At 69.1% G+C, this 17,019-nt stretch carries 21 protein-coding genes; 17 read left to right on the forward strand and 4 right to left on the reverse strand.

Annotation, left to right across the window (positions count from 1 at the left end; translation table 11 throughout):
* The first annotated feature begins 621 nt into the window (after window positions 1-621).
* From ON29_RS37250 to ON29_RS23235, 7 genes are all read left to right on the forward strand, one after another.
* Window positions 622-1,500, forward strand: coding sequence for a lysozyme family protein (locus tag ON29_RS37250; protein ID WP_245549077.1), 879 nt, complete (start codon window positions 622-624; stop codon window positions 1,498-1,500).
* A 113-nt stretch (window positions 1,501-1,613) separates the two neighbouring features.
* Window positions 1,614-2,477, forward strand: a complete 864-nt coding sequence (locus tag ON29_RS23215; RefSeq protein ID WP_040869476.1) for a lytic transglycosylase domain-containing protein — start codon at window positions 1,614-1,616, stop codon at window positions 2,475-2,477.
* A 19-nt stretch (window positions 2,478-2,496) separates the two neighbouring features.
* Complete coding sequence (locus ON29_RS23220; RefSeq protein WP_040869478.1) at window positions 2,497-3,633, forward strand: Mrp/NBP35 family ATP-binding protein; 1,137 nt, start codon at window positions 2,497-2,499, stop codon at window positions 3,631-3,633.
* Window positions 3,634-3,684: 51 nt separating this feature from the next.
* Window positions 3,685-4,005 carry a DivIVA domain-containing protein gene (locus tag ON29_RS23225; RefSeq protein ID WP_040869480.1) on the forward strand — a complete coding sequence of 107 codons (321 nt, stop codon included), beginning with the start codon at window positions 3,685-3,687 and terminating at the stop codon, window positions 4,003-4,005.
* Window positions 4,002-4,595, forward strand: coding sequence for a DNA-3-methyladenine glycosylase I (locus tag ON29_RS23230; protein ID WP_040869482.1), 594 nt, complete (start codon window positions 4,002-4,004; stop codon window positions 4,593-4,595). The genes ON29_RS23225 and ON29_RS23230 overlap by 4 nt, the downstream gene beginning before the upstream one ends.
* 141 nt (window positions 4,596-4,736) lie before the next feature.
* Window positions 4,737-4,904 carry a DUF3117 domain-containing protein gene (locus tag ON29_RS34995; protein ID WP_011211259.1) on the forward strand — a complete coding sequence of 56 codons (168 nt, stop codon included), beginning with the start codon at window positions 4,737-4,739 and terminating at the stop codon, window positions 4,902-4,904.
* Window positions 4,905-5,777, forward strand: a complete 873-nt coding sequence (locus ON29_RS23235; RefSeq protein WP_040869484.1) for a putative RNA methyltransferase — start codon at window positions 4,905-4,907, stop codon at window positions 5,775-5,777.
* A 9-nt stretch (window positions 5,778-5,786) separates the two neighbouring features.
* On the opposite strand, the gene glgA is transcribed toward ON29_RS23235, so the two are convergent.
* Window positions 5,787-6,941 (reverse strand): glycogen synthase, encoded by a 1,155-nt coding sequence (gene glgA, locus ON29_RS23240; RefSeq protein WP_040869677.1) that lies wholly within the window; start codon window positions 6,939-6,941, stop codon window positions 5,787-5,789.
* 137 nt (window positions 6,942-7,078) lie between these two features.
* Here glgA and glgC point away from each other — a divergent pair, with 137 nt between their 5' ends.
* On the forward strand, window positions 7,079-8,293 hold the full coding sequence (glgC, locus tag ON29_RS23245) for a glucose-1-phosphate adenylyltransferase (RefSeq protein WP_040869486.1): 1,215 nt from the start codon (window positions 7,079-7,081) through the stop codon (window positions 8,291-8,293).
* Between the two features lie 15 nt (window positions 8,294-8,308).
* Here glgC and ON29_RS23250 read toward each other — a convergent pair whose 3' ends face one another.
* The 3 genes from ON29_RS23250 to ON29_RS23260 all read right to left on the reverse strand — a co-directional run bounded on the left by ON29_RS23250 (window position 8,309) and on the right by ON29_RS23260 (window position 9,717).
* Window positions 8,309-8,533, reverse strand: coding sequence for a hypothetical protein (locus tag ON29_RS23250; protein WP_157172872.1), 225 nt, complete (start codon window positions 8,531-8,533; stop codon window positions 8,309-8,311).
* Window positions 8,534-8,775: 242 nt separating this feature from the next.
* Window positions 8,776-9,009: a hypothetical protein gene (locus ON29_RS23255; RefSeq protein ID WP_157172873.1), complete on the reverse strand. Its 234-nt coding sequence runs from the start codon at window positions 9,007-9,009 to the stop codon at window positions 8,776-8,778.
* 75 nt (window positions 9,010-9,084) lie between these two features.
* Window positions 9,085-9,717: an O-methyltransferase gene (locus ON29_RS23260; protein WP_373283906.1), complete on the reverse strand. Its 633-nt coding sequence runs from the start codon at window positions 9,715-9,717 to the stop codon at window positions 9,085-9,087.
* 277 nt (window positions 9,718-9,994) lie between these two features.
* On the opposite strand from ON29_RS23260, the gene sigE reads away from it, so the two are divergent.
* The 9 genes from sigE (at window position 9,995) to ON29_RS23305 (ending at window position 17,019) form a co-directional block, all read left to right on the forward strand.
* Complete coding sequence (gene sigE / locus ON29_RS23265; protein WP_051175509.1) at window positions 9,995-10,654, forward strand: RNA polymerase sigma factor SigE; 660 nt, start codon at window positions 9,995-9,997, stop codon at window positions 10,652-10,654.
* A 61-nt stretch (window positions 10,655-10,715) separates the two neighbouring features.
* A complete protein-coding gene (locus ON29_RS23270) occupies window positions 10,716-11,108 on the forward strand; it encodes a hypothetical protein (RefSeq protein WP_040869491.1) in 393 nt (130 codons plus the stop codon).
* Between the two features lie 10 nt (window positions 11,109-11,118).
* Window positions 11,119-12,657 carry a S1C family serine protease gene (locus tag ON29_RS23275; RefSeq protein ID WP_040869493.1) on the forward strand — a complete coding sequence of 513 codons (1,539 nt, stop codon included), beginning with the start codon at window positions 11,119-11,121 and terminating at the stop codon, window positions 12,655-12,657.
* A gap of 33 nt (window positions 12,658-12,690) precedes the next feature.
* A complete protein-coding gene (gene tatB / locus ON29_RS23280) occupies window positions 12,691-13,107 on the forward strand; it encodes a Sec-independent protein translocase protein TatB (RefSeq protein WP_040869494.1) in 417 nt (138 codons plus the stop codon).
* A gap of 52 nt (window positions 13,108-13,159) precedes the next feature.
* Window positions 13,160-14,017 (forward strand): hypothetical protein, encoded by an 858-nt coding sequence (locus ON29_RS23285; RefSeq protein WP_040869495.1) that lies wholly within the window; start codon window positions 13,160-13,162, stop codon window positions 14,015-14,017.
* Window positions 14,018-14,382: 365 nt separating this feature from the next.
* Window positions 14,383-14,931 carry a hypothetical protein gene (locus ON29_RS33985; protein WP_157172874.1) on the forward strand — a complete coding sequence of 183 codons (549 nt, stop codon included), beginning with the start codon at window positions 14,383-14,385 and terminating at the stop codon, window positions 14,929-14,931.
* Window positions 14,932-14,952: 21 nt separating this feature from the next.
* Entirely contained in the window at window positions 14,953-15,288 is a 336-nt protein-coding gene (locus tag ON29_RS23295; protein WP_040869497.1) for a hypothetical protein, read from the forward strand.
* A gap of 93 nt (window positions 15,289-15,381) precedes the next feature.
* Window positions 15,382-16,458, forward strand: a complete 1,077-nt coding sequence (locus tag ON29_RS23300) for an XdhC family protein (protein ID WP_040869500.1) — start codon at window positions 15,382-15,384, stop codon at window positions 16,456-16,458.
* Window positions 16,459-16,683: 225 nt separating this feature from the next.
* Window positions 16,684-17,019 (forward strand): hypothetical protein, encoded by a 336-nt coding sequence (locus ON29_RS23305; protein WP_040869502.1) that lies wholly within the window; start codon window positions 16,684-16,686, stop codon window positions 17,017-17,019.

Consider the following 17,019-nt stretch of genomic DNA (forward strand, 5'->3'; position numbering starts at 1 on the left):
ACGACGTCGAGGATTGGGTGTGGCCGAATGCGTGTATCTGCTCCGATAACGGTCTCGGCTTTGGTTGTTGCTGGTGTGGTGGTGAGTGGTTCGGGCGTGCAGTCGCCGGTGGGGGTGTCGGCGCCGCGGGCGCCGGAGGTGTTGGCGGCGGCGTCGGGTGTGCAGGGCGCGGCGTCGCGGGAGGTGGGGTTGTTGCCGGTGGCGGCGGAGGGGCCGCGGCGGTTGCGTGCGGTGACGCCGGGGGTGGCGCCGTTCGCGGGTGTGGTTCCGTTGCAGGAGGTTACGTTGCCGGCGGCGGGGGGTGCGCTGGGTATTCCGGAGGTGGTGTTGGCGGCGTATCGGAATGCGGAGTTGGCGTTGGGGTCCTCGGTGCCGGGGTGTGGGTTGTCGTGGAGTTTGCTGGCGGGGATCGGGCGGATCGAGTCGGGGCATGCGCGGGGTGGGCGTACGGATGCGGCGGGTACGACGGTGTCGCCGATTTTCGGTCCGGCGTTGGATGGGAGTTTGCCGGGTAATGAGGTGATCAGGGCTGGGGATGGGGGGTTTGTGCGGGCGTTGGGTCCGATGCAGTTCTTGCCGGGGACGTGGGGTGTGTATGGGGCGGACGGTAATGGGGACGGGGTGGCCGATCCGCATAATGTGTTCGACGCGGCGTTGGCGGCGGGGAAGTATTTGTGTTCGGGGGGTTTGGATCTGCGGGAGCCGTCGCAGGAGTTGCGTGCGGTGTTGCGGTACAACAACTCGATGGCGTATGCGGCGAATGTGCTGAGTTGGGCGGCGGCGTATCGGACCGGGGGTTCGCCTACGCAGGTGCGCATCTCGCCGGACCTGATACCGCCGGGAGCATTGTCGCCGGGTTCGGAGATGTCCGCGGTGCGCACGACCACCCCGACCACCGATCCGGCCGAACAGGCGCGGGCGGCGGGCCAGGCGCCCGCCCCGCGGCCACGACAGCAGCCGACCCAGGTGATGATCACGCTCCCGGGTCTGCCACCCATTCCCTGCGGGATCTTCTGCCCGCCGCCACCGCCGGTGAATCCGTGTGCGGGCCAATCGGTGCCCGCCCCGATGCCGTTCCCGGACCTACCCGGGACCGCACGCGTACCGCTCGCACCGCAGCAGCCCTACGGCGGCGCGGCGGCCGCACCCCGCGACCCCGCCGATCCCGCGCGCCCGGCCGATCCCGCCGTGGCGGGCAGGCCCGCCGACGCCGGAGCCTTCGGGCAGTCCGCCACTCCGGACCAGGCAGCCGCCGGATGCGTTCAGCCCGATACCACGCTGGCCACCACCGAGTCCGCGCCCATCCCCGGTGACCTGCCCGCGCCCGACAAGGCACCGCGCGGTGACAGCGAACCCGCTACCACCACCCCGCCCGCCCCTGCGCCCGAAGCCGAACCGGCGCCCAGTGCCGAATCCGCACCGACGCCGCCGCCGGGAATCACCCTGCCGTTCGGCATCGTCATCCCCCTGCCCGCGCCACCGGTCGCACCCCAGCAGTGATTCAAACTCCGTATCAGATCACGAAGCAGTAACAAAAAGATCTCGGATGCGGTAGCCTCTCCCTCGGTCCGTAACAAAGGGCTCACAGCGAGTCATGGGAGGGTCACCACACCGTGGGGCGTCATCGAAAACAACCGCCTGCCACCGTCAGACGCGGTTCCGTCATCGCGTTGACCGGCTTGGTTCCCGCCGGGCTCGTCTCCGTCACCGCCGCCTCCGAGGTCGGCGACGCCGTCCCGCTCGCGGCCGCGGTCCAGACACCGGATGATCAGGACGTGCAGGGCGCCCGGCCGCAGTCGGCCGTCGAGCCCGTCGCAGGCACCGAATTCCTCGCGCACGCAATGGCCAAGGCCGCGCCCACCGCGACGCCCGTGGTGAAAACCGTTGCGCTGCCGAGTGGGCGGCAACCCGCCGCGATGCCCGCCGGGCCGCTGGGCGTCCCCGGCGTGGCCGTCGCGGCCTATCAGAACGCGGAACGAGTGCTGGCCGCCGAGAACCCCGTGTGCGGCATGCCGTGGTCGCTGCTGGCCGGTATCGGCCGGGTCGAGTCCACCCACGCCTTCGGCGGTAAGGCCGACGCCGACGGCAACCCGCTCAGCCCCGTCTACGGCCCCGTGCTGGACGGCTCGCTCACGGGCAACCACGTCGTTCGCGATTCCGACAACGGCGCACTGGACGGCCTGGACGGCTACGACCGCGCGATCGGTCCGATGCAGTTCCTGCCCGACACCTGGAAGCGTTACGCGGGCGACGGCAACGGCGACGGCATCGCCGATCCGCAGAATCTGTTCGACGCCGCCCTGACCGCCGGGAAATACCTGTGCGAAGGCGGCCTGAACATGCGTGACCTGGCACAACAGTCCAAAGCGATCCTGCGCTACAACCACTCCATGGCCTACGTCGCGAACGTCATGGCCTGGGAGACCTCCTACAGCACGGGGGTCGCACCCCGGCCCGCGGAGCTGCCGAAAATTTGACACGCCTAAAATTCCTGCCATGCCAGTAGTTACGGAATCGGACGTGCGGGGTGCCCTCGCAAAGGTCGACGACCCGGAGATCCGCAAGCCGATCACCGAACTGGGCATGGTGAAAAGCGTCGTCATCGGCGCCGGCAGCGATGTCCACGTGGAGATCTACCTGACGACGGCGGGCTGCCCCCTGCGGACGGAGATCCAGCAGCGGGTCACCAAGGCCATCGCCGACGTGCCCGGTGTGGGCGCCATCTCCGTCGAGCTCGACGTGATGGACGACGAGCAGCGCACCGCACTGCGCAAACAGTTGCGCGGCGACTCGGCCGATCCGGTCATCCCGTTCGCCCAGCCCGGCTCGCTGACCCGCGTCTACGCGGTCGCCTCCGGGAAAGGCGGCGTCGGTAAGTCCAGCGTCACGGTGAACCTGGCCGCCGCCATGGCCGCGCGCGGTCTGTCGGTCGGCGTGCTGGACGCGGACATCTACGGTCATTCCGTCCCGCGCATGCTCGGCACCGATGCCAGGCCCACCCAGGTCGAGCGGATGATCATGCCGCCGGTCGCGCACGACGTGAAAATGATCTCGATCGCCCAGTTCACGCAGGGCAACACGCCCGTGGTGTGGCGCGGCCCGATGCTGCACCGGGCGTTGCAGCAGTTCCTCGCCGACGTGTTCTGGGGTGACCTCGACATCCTGCTGCTCGACCTGCCGCCCGGCACCGGTGACGTCGCCATCTCCATCGCGCAGCTGATCCCCGGGGCCGAGATCCTGGTCGTCACCACCCCGCAGCCGGCCGCCGCCGAGGTGGCCGAGCGGGCGGGCGCGATCGCGCTGCAAACACGCCAGCGCATCGCGGGCGTGGTGGAGAACATGTCCTGGCTGGACCTGCCGGACGGCACCCGGATGGACCTGTACGGCTCCGGTGGCGGCCAAGCCGTCGCCGACCGGCTCACCCGCGCGGTGGGTGCGACCGTGCCGCTGCTCGGTCAGATTCCCATCGAACAGGCGCTGCGGGAAGCGGGCGACGAGGGAACCCCGATCGTGCTGCGCGATCCGGAGAACCCCGCCGCCAAGGCTCTGCTGGAGGTGGCGGACAAGCTCGCCGTCCGCCGTCGCGGCCTCGCGGGCATGTCCCTCGGCATCGACACCACCCGGCATCTGTAGCGAGCACGACGCGCGAGACCGCCTGTCGGTGTGCCCTAATAAGCTCACCTCATGCTCACCATGCTGTTGTACGTGCTGATCGTCGGCTTGGTCGCCGCGGTGCTGTTCTTACTGGCCAGTGCGGTGTTCGGGCGGTCGGAGGAGCTGGGGCCGCTGCCGGAGGGGACGACGGCCACCGTGCTGCCGGTGGAAGGGATCACCGGGGCGGACGTGCGCGCGTTGCGCTTCCAGCAGGTGGTGCGCGGCTACAAAGCCGGCGAGGTGGATTGGGCGCTGACCCGGCTGGCCGCGCGGATCGATGAGCTCCAGCACCAGCTGGCCGAAGCGCAGGCCGCGCGGTGGCAGACGCCGATCGCGCCGGAGTCGAAGTGAGCGCCCTGGCCGACGACGGGCTGGTTCGCTGTGCCTGGCCGCTGGAGTCCCAGCTCTATCGGGACTATCACGACCACGAGTGGGGCAAGCCCCTGCACGGCGATGACGCCTTGTTCGAGCGGCTCTGCCTGGAGGCGTTTCAATCCGGCCTGTCCTGGCTGACCATCCTGCGCAAACGCCCGGCCTTTCGTGCGGCGTTCGCCGGGTTCGCCATCGAGCGCGTCGCGGAGTTCGGCGACGACGACGTCGCCCGGCTGATGGCCGACGCGGGCATCGTCCGCAACCGCAGCAAGATCGACGCGGCCATCGCCAACGCACGGGTTGCCCGCGACCTCGACATCGGCCTGGACGAGTTGCTCTGGTCGTTCGCCCCACCGCCGCGCCCGCGCCCGCGCCGCGGCGCCGACGTGCCCGCGACCACACCCGAATCCATCGCGCTGGCAAAAGAATTGAAACGGCGCGGATTCCGGTTCGTCGGACCGACCACGGCGTACGCGCTGATGCAGGCGACCGGAATGGTGGATGACCACCTGGCCGATTGCTGGGTGGGCAACGACCGGCCCGGCACGGGCCGACCGGTCACTTTTTGAACTCAGCTATCCGTCCACATCCGCGATAGGGAAGAATGGGACGGGTGTAGCTCGCCAAACGCCGGCGAGCTCACTGGTTGGTGACAACTGGAGTTCCAAGAAAGTGCGCAGCAGACCGCGCAGATCTGGAGGGAGCAGAGGATGGCGGCCATGAAGCCCCGCACCGGGGACGGTCCCCTCGAGGCAACCAAGGAAGGGCGTGGAATCGTTATGCGGGTTCCACTCGAGGGTGGCGGGCGTCTGGTCGTCGAACTCACGCCGGACGAGGCAGCGGCGCTCGGTGACGAACTGAAGAGCGTCACGAGCTGAGTGGGCCCGGCTGAGCACTCGGCCCTCGCCGACGCGGCCGGCGTCCTGGCCTGCCCGGAATGCATTCGGGCGCACCAGGACGCCGCGCCGCTCGCGCTCGAACCACGGGATCGAGCACTGCGCTGCGGTCGCGGCCACAGCTTCGACGTCGCCAGACAGGGCTACGTCAGTTTGCTGACCGGTGCGTCGACCAAGATGACCGGGGACACCGCGGCCATGCTCGACGCTCGTGCCGCTTTCCAGAGCGGAGGGCACTTCGCGCCGATCTCCGACGCGGTGACGCACGCCGTCACGACGCGCCCGACGGACCGCCCGGTCCTGGAGATCGGCGCGGGCACCGGCTACTACCTCGCCCGGGCGCTCGACGCCGCTCCCCCGGCCGTCGGCATCGGACTGGACGTGGCCAAACCCGCCGTGCGGCGCTGCGCCCGCGCCCACCCACGCGCCGCGGCGGTGCTGGCCGACGCCTGGCGCGGGTTGCCGATCCGCGACGGCGCGCTGGCCTGCGTACTCTCCGTCTTCGCCCCGCGCAATCCCGGCGAGATCGCCCGGGTGCTCGCCGAGGACGGCCGCTTCGTCGTCGCCACACCCACCGAACGTCATCTTCGCGAGCTGATCGAGCCACTGGACATGGTCCGGGTCGACCCCGACAAGGACCGCAGGCTCGATGCCGCCATGGCGGGACATTTCGAACCGGTCGAACGGACGCTGGTGGAGTACCCGATGACGCTCGCCAGAGCCGATGTCGCGCACGTGGTGGGGATGGGCCCGTCCGCGCACCACGCCGCCGCGGCGGCGGATCCGGCGCGGCTACCGGAGACCGTCGAGGTGACCGCTTCGGTCGTCGTGGGCACCTACCGCCCGGCGGCATAATCGCCCGGCTCAGCCCTTCCTGATCTCGTCGTAGACCGCCACCGTGCGCGCCGCGATGCGCGACCAGTCGAATTCGGAGATCGCCCGCTCCCGCCCGGCGGCCCCGAGGCGGACGGCCAGCTCTCGATCGCCGGCCACCTCGTTCACGGCGGCGGCGAGCCCGTGCTCGTAGTCCCCGGCCGCACCCGCGTCGTAGTGCACCAGCCGCCCGTTGCGGCTGTCGACCACCTCGGGGATGCCGCCGACGTCCGAGGCGACCACCGCGGTCGCGCAGGCCATCGCCTCCAGGTTGACGATGCCGAGCGGCTCGTACACCGACGGGCACACGAACACCGACGCGGCGGCGAGAATCTGCCGGATCTGCTCGGTCGGCAACATCTCGCGAACCCAGAACACGTTGCCGCGACGCTGCCGCAGCTCGTGCACCGCCGCGGTGACCTCTTGCGCCAGCTCGGGCGTGTCCGGCGCGCCCGCGCACAGCACGAGCTGGATGTCGGGATCGAAGTCGCGGGCGGCGGCCAGCAGGTGGCCGACACCCTTCTGGCGCGTGATGCGGCCGACGAAGGCGACGATGGGAAGGTCGGTACGCACGCCGAGTTCGGCGAGCACCGACGGCTCGTCACCGGTCGCCGGACCGGGATGCCAGACGGTCCCGTCGATGCCGTTGTGCACCACGTGGACCCGGGCCGGGTCGACGGCGGGATAGGCGTCGAGCACGTCGCGGCGCATGCCCTCGCTCACCGCGATGACGGCGTCGGCGTGCTCGACGGCGTTGCGCTCCGACCAGGAGGACAGCCGGTAGCCGCCGCCGAGCTGCTCGGCCTTCCACGGCCTGCGCGGCTCCAGCGAATGCGCGGTCAGCACGTGCGGGATGCCGTAGAGGGTCGCGGCCAGATGCCCGGCCAAGCCGCTGTACCAGGTGTGCGAGTGCACCACGTCCACCTCGCCCACGGCGTCGGCCATCCGTAGCTGGGCGGACATCATCCGCAGCGCGGCGTTGGCGGCGTGTAGCGACGGATCCGGTTGATGAACCACGGCATCCGGGCGCTCGATGCCCATACAGTGCACGGTCACCTCGCACAGGTGACGCAAATGCGCCGTCAACTGGGTGACGTGCACCCCCGCCCCGCCGTACACCTCGGGTGGATATTCGCGGGTCAGCATCGCGACGCGAAGCCGGTCCCGCTCGTCGGAATCCACCGCCGAACGTCCGCCTTCCGTGCCGAAACTCACCGATCCAAAGTAGACGTTCGGGTCCGCGGCGGCCACTCACGGGCGATCCACCCGGTAGTTTGGCAGGTGTGAGGAGCCAGCCGCACGTACTCGGGATCGTGCTCGCCGGTGGCGAGGGCAAGCGACTCTTTCCACTCACGGCCGACCGCGCCAAGCCAGCCGTCCCGTTCGGCGGCGCCTACCGCCTCATCGACTTCGTCCTCAGCAATCTGGTCAACGCGGGTTTCCTGCGGCTGTGCGTACTCACCCAGTACAAGTCGCACTCGCTCGACCGGCACATCTCGCAGACCTGGCGGCTGTCCGGTTTCGCGGGCGAGTACATCACCCCGGTGCCTGCGCAGCAGCGGCTGGGACCACGCTGGTACACCGGCAGCGCGGACGCGATCCTGCAGTCGCTGAACCTGATCTACGACGAGGACCCGGAATACATCGCGGTGTTCGGCGCCGATCACGTCTACCGGATGGATCCGGAGCAGATGGTGCGCCACCACATCGATTCCGGCGCGGGCGTGACCGTGGCGGGTATCCGGGTGCCGCGCAGCGAGGCGAGCGCGTTCGGCTGCATCGACAGTGACGAGGCCGGCCGCATCACGCAGTTCCTGGAGAAACCCGCGCATCCGCCCGGCACCCCGGATGATCCGAACGTCACGTTCGCGTCCATGGGCAACTACGTCTTCACCACCAAGGTGCTGGTCGACTCGATCCGGGCGGACGCGGACAACGCCGACTCCGACCACGACATGGGCGGCGACATCATTCCGGCCCTCGTCGCGGCCGGACAGGCGAGCGTCTACGACTTCGCCGACAACGACGTGCCCGGCGCCACCGACCGTGACCGCGGCTACTGGCGCGATGTCGGCACCATCGACGCGTTCTACGACGCGCACATGGACCTGGTGTCGGTGCACCCGGTGTTCAACCTCTACAACCGTCACTGGCCCATCCGCGGGGCGGCCGAGAACCTGCCGCCGGCCAAGTTCGCCCAGGGCGGGCTGGCACAGGAATGCATCGTGGGCGCGGGCAGCATCCTGTCCGCGGCGACCGTGCGCAACTCGGTGCTCAGCGCCAATGTCATGGTCGACGACGGCGCCACCGTAGAAGGGTGTGTGCTCATGCCCGGCGTGCGGATCGGACGCGGTGCGGTGGTGCGGCACGCCATCCTGGACAAGAACGTGGTCGTCGGCGAAGGCGAGATCATCGGAGTGGACCTTGCGCGCGATCGCAGCCGTTTCGCCGTGAGCAACGGCGGGGTCGTCACGGTCGGCAAGGGCGTGTGGGTGTAGCCGCGGCGAGCGGTACTAGGGTCCGCCCGGCTCGGGCACCTGCGGGCCGAGGCAGAACGGCGCGCACGGCCCCGGTGTGCGCGGCACGGTCGATTTCGAGGCGTCACCGAAATCGGCGGTGCACACCAAATAGACCATCAGCACAGCGAACAAAAGCACCGCGCCGAAAGCGATCATGGTCCGGCCCCAATGGATCGCTTTGGGACGACGCTCGTCTTCGTCCCAAAGGAACATCATCATCACCACGCCGCACCTCTTCCGGATCCGTTCGGAACCTGACCTCCACCAGTATCGGTCGGTCATCGGCATCGCGCTGCGGCTCGAGCCGGATCGTGGCGGTACGGTCGCTTTTTCGCGAACTCCGCCGATAACCTGCGGGTGGCGCGTTCGCCAGGAGAAGAGGGCGCGCTGGCCAGGAATTCCGGAAAAACTTCGGCGGCAAGCCTATTCGGCCGGAGCGAGAGCCGCCGTCGACGGAGGTATTACTGTGCGGGCGGGGCGACGTTCTGGGTGCAGAACGGCTCGCAGGGTCCAGGGGGCGGCGTGGTTTTCTCGGGGCCGGTGTCGAAATCGGTGTTGCTCACCACCACCATCACGAGCACGGCTCCCAGAATCACGAACAGCAGGGCCAACAGAGTCGGCCGCAGCCAACTCGTTCGCCGTTCGGTCACGACATCCCCCATGACCGCTACTTCGATGGGAGTTAGTTCACGCATAACTGTTTTCCTCACTGGGTTCTTTCTCAGCGCATACCCCGGATTCCGGGAAGGAATCAGACCACGCGCGAATCACTAACCCCGTGAGGCACAGAGCAATCCGTCTCCGACCGGAATCAGTACACAGGTGAGTTCCGGATTCTCCGCGATGGCGCGGGTGGCGGCGCGCACCGCCTGAGTAGCCGGATCCCGTTGCGCCGGATCGGGTACGCGCCCGCCCAGCAGCGCGTTGTGCAACAGAATGGCGCCGCCCTCGCGCAGCAGACGCACCGCTTGGGCGACGTACTCCGGGTGCTCGAGCGGCGCCGCGTCGATGAAGACCAGGTCGTAGGCGCCGTCGGCCAGCCGGGGCAGCACATCCAGCGCCCGTCCGTTGATCAGCCGGGTGCGCGCCGGGGGGATGTCGGCGGCGCGGAACGCCTCCTTGGCCGCGCGCTGATGTTCCGGCTCCGAATCGATGGTGGTCAGCGTGCCGTCCTCGCGCATGCCGTCGAGCAGCCACAATCCGCTGATGCCCGCGCCGGTGCCGACCTCGACCACCGCGCGCGCTCCGAGCAGCTGCGCGTACATGCTCAGCAGCGCCCCTACCGAGGGCGGCACGGGGACAGCGCCGAGTTCGGTGGCCCGTTCCCGCGCGCTGATGAGGATTTCGTCCTCTACGACGGATTCCTCCACGTAGGCGAGATTCCGCTCCAGATTCGATGCCACGGGTATGAGGCTAACGCCGGGCGGGTGATCTCGGCGTTCCGGACAACACGCGCCGCCCGTCATTTCCGCCGCCGGTTTTCTCAGGTGACCCTCAGGATCTCCATATCCCGGCCATATCAGGACCAGAAAGAGTATGAGCAACCGACCGTGTATTAACACGGGACGCGGGAACAACGACATACCGGTTGTCTGTTGTATCCGTACGTGACGGTCCGAAGACCCGGATCGGAGCGAGTGCCCACGTTTGCGGTCCCTAGTAGGAGGTAGCCCCATCCACATGGTCGATGCGGCGCGCGAATACGCCACCCTGCCCGAGCAGATCCTGCCGGTCGAAGCGGACTCCGTCGAGGACGCGGTCGAGCTGAGCGGGACTGCTGCCTTCGATGCCACCGGTGACCGGTCGGCGATGCCGACGTGGGACGAACTGGTCCGGGAGCACGCCGACCGGGTCTACCGGTTGGCCTACCGCCTCTCCGGCGACGCACAGGACGCGGACGACCTCACCCAGGAGACGTTCATCCGGGTGTTCCGTTCGCTGTCGAACTACCAGCCGGGCACCTTCGAGGGGTGGCTACACCGCATCACCACCAACCTGTTCCTGGACATGGTGCGCCGCCGCAACCGGATCAGGATGGAAGCGCTGCCCGAGGACTACGACCGGGTGCCCGCCGAGGGCCCGGGGCCGGAGCAGGCGTATCACGACGCCCGGCTCGATCCCGACCTGCAATCGGCCTTGGATTCGCTCGCGCCGGAGTTCCGCGCGGCCGTGGTGCTGTGTGACATCGAGGGGCTGTCCTACGAGGAGATCGGCGCTACGCTCGGCGTGAAACTGGGCACTGTGCGCAGTCGGATCCATCGTGGACGTCAAGCCCTGCGCGACTACCTTGCGCATAATGGAAGTGAGCAGCGGTTCGCCGCTGAAGCGAACATAGGGTGATTCGTCGGACGCCGACATCGCCCGAACCTCGGTCGAGTTCGGTTGAAAGGGTGAGCACCGAATGAGTGGCGACTCCAGCACGTCCGGTCCGCCCCGTTTCCGCCCCACCGAGCATCTGGCGAGTGAGGCGGTCGCGGCGTACGTGGACGGGGAGCTACGGATGAACGCCTACCTGCGTGCCGCTCAACACCTGTCGCTGTGTCCCGAGTGCGCGGCGGAGGTCGATGCCCAGCAGCAGGCGCGCATCGCGTTGCGGCACGCGGGCCAGGTCGCGATTCCGACCGGCCTGCACGACAGCTTGACCAGGATTCCGCTCGCGGAGCTGCCGGGCGGCGCGTCCAGCGGCCGGACGCCCTCGTCGGCTTCCGGCCAGTCCGGGCGTAACGAGGCGGTTTTCGGCTTTCTGACCGATTCGTTCACCGCGACCCGGTGGACTACCTGGTGGCGCAAGTAGAGTTTCCCGAGTGACCACCGAATCGACGAATTCCGGATCGGCCGACACCTCGGATTCGGCGGCCGACCGCGGGAATCTCCGTCCGCCGGACGCACCCGTTCTCGGTCCGCGCCCGGTCTACCGGCCCCATGTCGACACGCATACCGCACGTGCTTTCCGCAGGCCGTCCGGCCTATCCGGTTCGTTCGCCGAGCCCCTGCCGCTCCGCAAGGCGGGTTCGGCGCCGCAATCCGGTCCCGAACTGCAGAACCGTCCGCCCGACGCGGTGCTGGCCGAGGCGTTCGGGCGCCCGGAAGGCTCCACCGAGATCCTGCAGCGCGACCCCGACGCCGCCGACGGCCCGTCGGCCGTGGCCGGACCGGCCGATCCGTGGCGTGATCCCGAAGCGGTCGCACGCCTGGGCGCCCCCGCGGTGCCCACCCCCAAGCCGCAGACGCTGCCGCAGGCCGAGAAGCTCAGCGCCCGCGAAGTGCTGTTCGGTTCGCGGGTCGCGCCCAAGGCGCTGGCCCTGCTCGCGCTCGTCGCGGTCGTCATCGGCCTGGTCGGTGGGCTGGTCGGACGGCTGACCGCGGAAACGGCCTCGACGCTCACCTCGCGGAAGGTGACCCTCGAACAGACCGGTGACGGCACCCGCCCGCACGGCATGATCGCCCAGGTCGCCAACGCCGTGTTGCCCTCGGTCGTCTCCATCCGGGTGACCGTCGGCGACAACGGCGCCACCGGCTCCGGCGTGGTGATCGACGGCGGCGGCTACGTGGTCACCAACAACCACGTCGTCTCGATGGCCGCGCAGGACAAGTCCAACCGGTCCGCGATCCAGGTGCAGTTCTCCGACGGCACCCGGGTGCCCGCCCAGATCGTCGGCCGCGATCCGAAGACCGACCTGGCCGTGCTGAAGGTCGATGTGAAGAATCTCACCGTCGCCCAGCTCGGCAAATCCGGCAACGTCCAGGTCGGTGACGATGTGCTGGCCATCGGTTCGCCGCTCGGCCTGAGCAAGACGGTGACCTCCGGCATCGTCAGCGCCCTGCACCGCCCGGTGAAGCTGGAGGGCGAGGGCAGCGACACGAAGGCCGTGATCGACGCCGTGCAGACCGACGCGTCGATCAACCCGGGTAACTCCGGCGGCGCGCTGGTGGACATGGACGGCCGGGTGATCGGCATCAACACCGCCATCCGCAGCGAGACCGGCGGCTCGGTCGGCCTCGGCTTCGCGATCCCGGTGGACAAGGTCATCGAAGTCGCCCAGACCTTGATCCGCGACGGCGTCGTGCACCACCCGACGATCGGCCTGAGCGCGCGCACCAAGCAGGTGGCCAACGAAGTCATGAGCGGTGCGGCGGTGGCGGACGTCGCGGCGGGCGGCCCCGCGGCGAAGGCCGGGATCGTGGAGGGTGACGTGATCGTGAAGGTCGGCGATCGAGAGGTCACAGGTCCGGACGAACTGGTCGTCGCGGTGCAGTCGCGCAAGATCGGCGAAACGGTGAACGTGCAGTTGATCCGCGACGGCAGGCAGGTGGACGTGCCGGTGACGCTGGAATCCGACTGACCCGGCGGCCGGATCGCCGGGTAGCCTGGTTACGTGTTCAGCAACATCGGCTGGAGCGAGATGGTCATCCTGCTCGTCGCCGCCCTCGTCATCCTCGGCCCGGAGCGCTTGCCCGGTGCCGTGCGCTGGACCACGCGCAGCCTGCGGCAGGTGCGAGATTACGCGAGCGGCGCCACGTCCCAGTTGCGACAGGAACTGGGGCCGGAGTTCGACGATTTACGCAAGCCGCTGGCCGACCTGAACGAACTGCGCGGTATGACTCCGCGGGCGATGGTGACCAAACACCTTCTCAACGGCGACGATTCGCTGTTCAAGGATTTCGACAGCGCGCTGCCCGATCCGAAGGACCTGTACAGCACGAACAGCGGGATGCCGGACTACCCGATGCCCAAGTTGGCTAAGCCGTTGGAGCGCAACGAACGTCCGCCGATCGACACCGACGCCACCTGATTCGTCAAGCAGACTAGACGCATAGCGCTGTTCAGCTGTCTAGACTTCGCACATGTCGGCCGATGACGTGGCGCGCGTGTTCGCGATCGAGGACAAGGTCGAGCGACTGAAAGCGGCCACCGACGGGGTGGCGGCAGCCCAGCAGACCATCAACGAACTGACCAGGATTCGGCGTGCCGTGATCCGGGAGCTCCATGCCGAAGGCTGGACCTTCGCCAGAATCGGTGCGGCGGCGGGCCTTTCCCGTGCCCGGATTCACCAGGTGAGTACCCAAGGCCCCGCTCCGGAAGGATTGTTCTTCGGGCACGGTTCGCTCACCGTGCTCGTCCCCGAGGTGCGCGCCGGGCGCGTGATCGGCGCGCCCGATCCCGCCGCACCGCAGCGATTGGCCGAGCTCCTGCGCGAACTCGGCTTCAGCGTAGCGGTCGAGCATTTCCTACCGGGCCGCCCGATCGACCTGCGGCGTGACGGCCTGATCGTGTTGGGCGGTCCGGAACTGTCCCCGAGCCTGCGCCAGTTGGTGGCCGCCGATCCGCGCTTGCGCCGCGCGGTGGCGAGAGTGGGGGACGCGCGCCGGGGCATCGAGGACCGGGCGGCTCGGCGGGTGTACCGGCCGGGCGGACCGGAACCGCACGACATCGCTTACCTGGGCAGGCTTCCCCGGCCCGACGGGCGGGGCAGTGTATTGATGATCGACGGCATGCATCCCCCCGGCTCGCTCGGCGCCATCCGGTTGCTCGCCACCCGGCTGGCCACGCTGCACGAACGAGCGAGCAATCACCTGTTCTCGGTGCTGATCGCCTGTCGCTTCGACCGTGCCACGGGGGAACCCCTGGAAGCCGACCTGCTCACTCCGGTCTACCGCCACGACCCCGAAAACAGATCGCCCGCAACGGGTGTGCGCCGCTGACTCACCTATCTCGCTCGACCTCCGTTGCCGGAGATCGGCGTCGGACCCGCCCCTACCGGCGGTTGTGATCACCCGCGCGTCGGCTCCACGCGCCCAACAACATTCAGCAAATATGTGGACATCGCAGCTGAGCGCATCCCCGGCCGGAAATCCGGACGGTGGACGTCGAGTGGACACTCCGAACAGGCCGCGAACCACTCCACCGATCACCTGGTCGTGACGACTCAGGAGCATTACGCCGGCCACAATTCTCTCGTGTGGCACAGGTCACCAACCCTCGTCCGAGCGCGTTCATACAGAGATGATTGAATAGCTGGACGATAACCGCATGTGATAGGTGAACTCTGATGCGTGATCGAAAGTCGATGTCTGCGAGTTCCGTGTCCCTCCTCTCCGTGCTGCGGCGCCCGCGGCACGGCGCCGCGGCCCCCGCCCGGTCGGGCGATCCGGCGGTGACCACCCACCGGGTGACCTACAGCGACCGGTTGCGAGTCTTCCTGCGCCCGGATGAGCCCATCGACAGCTTTCTGCGCCCGCTGGACAGGCTGGACGGCTTCCACCGCTACTCGGTGAACATGACCCGGCTCGCCGAGCCGATGCGGCCCGCGGACATCGACCCGGCGACCAGTTCCGCTCCCGGGCGGGAGTACCTGCAATGCACCGGCTCGGCGGACGCGCTCACCCTCGAGGTGCGCACCACCGTCGAGGGCATGCCGCATCGCTTCACCGTGGGCTTACCCGGTCAGCGGCTCGGACTGCCCCGGGTGGACGTGCCGGTCCCGGCCTGCGTGCCCACGCCGCGGGTCTATCCGGACGAGGTGTTCACCGCCGAGCAGGCGGCCGAGATCTTCACGGCGTACTTCGAGACCGGCGCCGTCCCGTCCCAGCTACAGCTCCGCGAAACGGACGCCTGAGGTGTCCGGCAAGGAGGAATCGTGAATCCGTTACTGCTGATCGGCGGCGCCGTCCTGGCGGTGGGCCTGCTCGGCCTGATCGTCAGTGTCCTGCTGCGGCCCGCGGGTGCGAAGGCTCACGTGACCGTCGCCGACCTTCAGGCCCGGCTGGCGAACGAGTCGGCCACCTCGCCCGAAGCGGACGACCCGGCGGGCGAGGACCCGCGAGCCGATCGGCCCGACGCCGAGCGCGCGGAACGAGACCGACCCCGCACCGGCGACGATTCCCGGAACGGGGCCGGGGATCAGGACGAGGACCGACCCGAAGCACGCGCGGACCAGGTGCTGTTACCACGTCGTCGTCGCCGCGACGGATAGTTCTCCGGTAACTAGGCTTACGGTACGGCGGATATTCGCCGGCTGACTCGGGCCCGATGCGCTGGACCCGCTCGCCGAAAGGACCGGATTCCGGTGCGCGCGATACTCGGGCAACTGCTCACCCTGCTGCCGCTCGGGCCGGTCGCGCTGGCCCGCGTGGTGGACACGACCGGCGCCGGGCCTCGCGAGCTCGGAGCGGCGATGATCGTCACCGGCTCCGGCGACGTGCACGGCTCGCTGTCCGTCGGCTGCGTCGAGGCCGCCGTCGTGGCGTCGGCGCAGGAGGTCCTGAGCAGCGGCCATGCGGTGACCGACCGGTTCGGCTATGCCGACTCCGATGGACCGGCGGTGGGCTTGAGCTGCGGCGGAGAGATCGAGGTGTTCGTCGAGCGCGTCTGTACCGAACGACTCCCGCTGCTCACCGCGCTACGGCAGCGGATCGTGGACGGCTCCTCCGTCGCCGTGGCGACCACCATGGACGCCGCACCGGAATGGAAGCTGCTGACGACCGCCGATACCGAACCGTGGCACGGCGTCGACCGCGACGCGCGGGCGCTGCTGGCCGCGGGCCGCTGCGGGGTGGTGGGCGCCGACGAGTGCGCGGCACACGGCGCGCCACGACCCCGGACGTTCGTCCAGGTCTTCGCGGCCCCCGCGCGGATGATCCTGGCCGGCGCCAACGACTTCGTGCGCGCGCTCAGCCGCACCGGCCGTCAACTCGGCTACCGGGTGACAGTGGTGGACGCCCGCGAGACCTTCGCCACCGCCGCGAGGTTTCCCGCCGCCCACGAGGTCGTCGTGGATTGGCCGCACCGGTATCTGGGTGAGGAACAGGAGGCGGGGCGGATCGACCAGCGCACCGTGGTCTGCGTGCTCACCCACGACGCGAAATTCGATGTGCCGATGCTGGTGGCGGCGCTGTCGTGCCCGCGCGTCGGCTTCGTCGGCGCACTCGGATCCCGCCGCACGCACGCCGAGCGCGTCGAGCGCCTGCGGGCCGCGGGCGTCACCGACGATCAGCTCGGCCGGCTGCACAGTCCGGTCGGGCTCGATCTCGGCGCGCGAACACCGGACGAGACGGCCGTCTCGATCGCCGCCCAGATCCTGGCCGAACGCGGTGGGGCCTCCGCTCTGCCGCTGGACCGCATCGACGGGCCCATCCACCGCTGATTGCTCAAAGTTGTCTCCAGGGCGGTTGGACACCTGGCCAGTGGGCATACCCGGCCATAAAGTCGCACATTACGTCGGTTGCGCGTCCCATTTCCCTCTTGCACGGCGCGCCGCCTCGGCTCACACTTAATTTGCTGAAAGTTAACTACTAGTAGGTGACGGTGCGTTCGCGCTTCGGCCCCGCCACGCTCTGCCCGGCCCGCCCCACCGAGAGGAGAAAGCGCCGTGACCGCCACCCAGATCGCCGTCCTCTGCTCACTCGCCGGCGCCGCCGGCCTGGTCGCCACCATCGGATTGATGTACGGACCGGCGAACCGGCGGCGCCGGGTCGGCGTCGCCCAGCACGTGATCGCGGAACAACGGCCCGCGCGCCTGCTACCGACCTGCCCGATCGGCAGGCCGCAGCAGATGCCCGTCGAGCCGTTGACCGTGGCGGAGGCACACGAACTCATGCAACGCCACCGGATCTGTGAACCGGCCGAGTGCGTCTACAAACTCGCGGCCTTCCGCACCCTGATCGAGGCGGGATACATGCGGGACCCACACGCCGAAGGGGCCTGA

Source organism: Nocardia exalbida NBRC 100660, assembly GCF_000308575.1.
Classification (GTDB): Bacteria; Actinomycetota; Actinomycetes; order Mycobacteriales; family Mycobacteriaceae; genus Nocardia; species Nocardia exalbida.